General features: G+C 74.1%; 1 protein-coding gene. It reads right to left on the reverse strand.

Annotation, left to right across the window (positions count from 1 at the left end):
• Positions 1-460: 460 nt before the first annotated feature.
• Positions 461-1,928, reverse strand: a 1,468-nt coding sequence (lysX, locus tag CCN72_RS36680) for a bifunctional lysylphosphatidylglycerol synthetase/lysine--tRNA ligase LysX (protein ID WP_086812642.1), incomplete at its 5' end; no start/stop codon positions are given.

The raw sequence follows: 1,928 nt of genomic DNA on the forward strand, positions 1-1,928 counted from the left end.
GGGGACGGGCGCGGGGGCGTGGGCGGCGATCCGGGCGCCCTCCTCGTCGCTGCCCGCCACGATGAGTCCCGCGGTGCCGGCCGCGCCCAGGGCGGCGGCACCGGCGAGGAGCATGCGACGGCGTGTGAACAACTGATCTTTCTGCATGACTCATCAGTCGCCCCACAAGGGGTCGCCGCACCGTAACGGCACGGCGTGCGGGCGGTATTCCACCCGGTCGGACCAGCGAGGATGGTGCCGCCCGTGGAACCCGCGGGGCGGCTCCGACGGCCCTTCGGCCGGCACGGACATCGGCAGGGCAACGGTCAGGGGAGCGAGCCGAGTTGGCGCCGCCAGGGGGAACGGGCAGACGGTGGTGCCGTGCCGCGGGGTCTGGACGCGTCCCGGCGGCCGGATGCGGCGGTGCCGCCGATCGCGCCGCCGACCTTCGCCGGGACCGCCCCGGCCCCCGGGCCCGGGCTCAGCGGCGGCGCACCAGGGGGAACGGCAGGGTCTCCCGGATCGTGAGGCCGGTGAGGAACATGACGAGCCGGTCGACGCCGAGGCCGAGGCCGCCGGTCGGGGGCATCGCGTAGTCCAGGGCCTGAAGGAAGTCCTCGTCCAGTTCCATGGCCTCCGGGTCACCGCCCGCCGCCCGCAGCGACTGCTCGGTGAGCCTGCGGCGCTGTTCGACGGGGTCGGTCAACTCGGAGTAGGCGGTGCCGAGTTCGGTGCCGAAGGCGACGAGGTCCCAGCGTTCGGCGAGCCGGGCATCGGTGCGGTGCTGCCGGGTCAGCGGGGAGACGTCGGTCGGGAAGTCCTTGTAGAAGGTGGGCAGTTGGGTGCGCTCCTCGACCAGCCGCTCGTACATCTCCAGGACGACGTCGGCGGGTTGGTCGTCCGCCGTGTACGGCACCTTGGCACGGTCGCACAGCCGGTGCAGGCGCAGCAGCTCGGTGCCGGGGCCGATCTCCTCGCCGAGGGCCTCGGACAGGGCGCCGTACACCGTCTTCACCGGCCAGCGCCCGGAGATGTCGTACTCCTCGGTGCCCCTGCGGGCCACCGGGGCGCCGTGGGCGGCGGTGGCGGCCCCCTGGATCAGCTCGCGGGCGAGGTCGAGCATCACGTCGTAGTCGGCGTACGCCTGATACGCCTCCAGCATGGTGAACTCGGGGTTGTGCTTGGGTGACACGCCCTCGTTGCGGAAGGTGCGGCCGAGTTCGAAGACCTTCTCCAGGCCGCCGACGCACAGCCGTTTGAGGTACAGCTCGGGGGCAATGCGCAGATACAGGTCGAGGTCGTAGGCGTTGCTGTGGGTGGTGAAGGGGCGGGCGTTGGCGCCGCCGTGGATCTGCTGGAGCACCGGGGTCTCGACCTCGACGTAGCCGCGGCTCAGCAGCCCCTGGCGCAGGGCTCCGACGGCGGCGGAGCGGGCGCGGAGCACGGCCCGGGCGCTGGGCCGGGTGACCAGGTCGAGGTGGCGCAGCCGGACCCTGGCCTCGGGGTCGGTCAGGCCCCGGCGCTTGTCGGGCAGCGGGCGCAGGCACTTGCCGGTGAGCTGCCAGTCGGTGGCGAAGACGGTGGGCTCGCCCCGGTCGCTGAGGCCGCTCGCACCGGTGACGGTGATGTGGTCGCCGATGTCGGCGTCGGCGGTGAAGCGGGCGAGGGCGGCGCCGGGGCCCCCGCGGGTGAGGGCGATCTGGTGGTCGCCTGACCAGTCGCGGAGCACGGCGAAGACGATCCCGCCGAGGTCGCGGACCAGCATGATCCGCCCGGCGACGGTGACGTGCTCGCCGGGCGGGACGTCGGCGAGGGCGTGGGTCGGGGGGCGGACGCCGACCGGGTAGGGGTCGGTGCCCTCGGCGCGCAGCCGGTCGAGCTTGTGGTGGCGGACGCGGACCTGGTCGGGCAGTCCCGCGTCCGGGTCGGCGGGCGCGCCGCCGGTGTCC

Source organism: Streptomyces murinus (assembly GCF_002154555.1).
GTDB classification, from domain to species: Bacteria; Actinomycetota; Actinomycetes; order Streptomycetales; family Streptomycetaceae; genus Streptomyces; species Streptomyces murinus.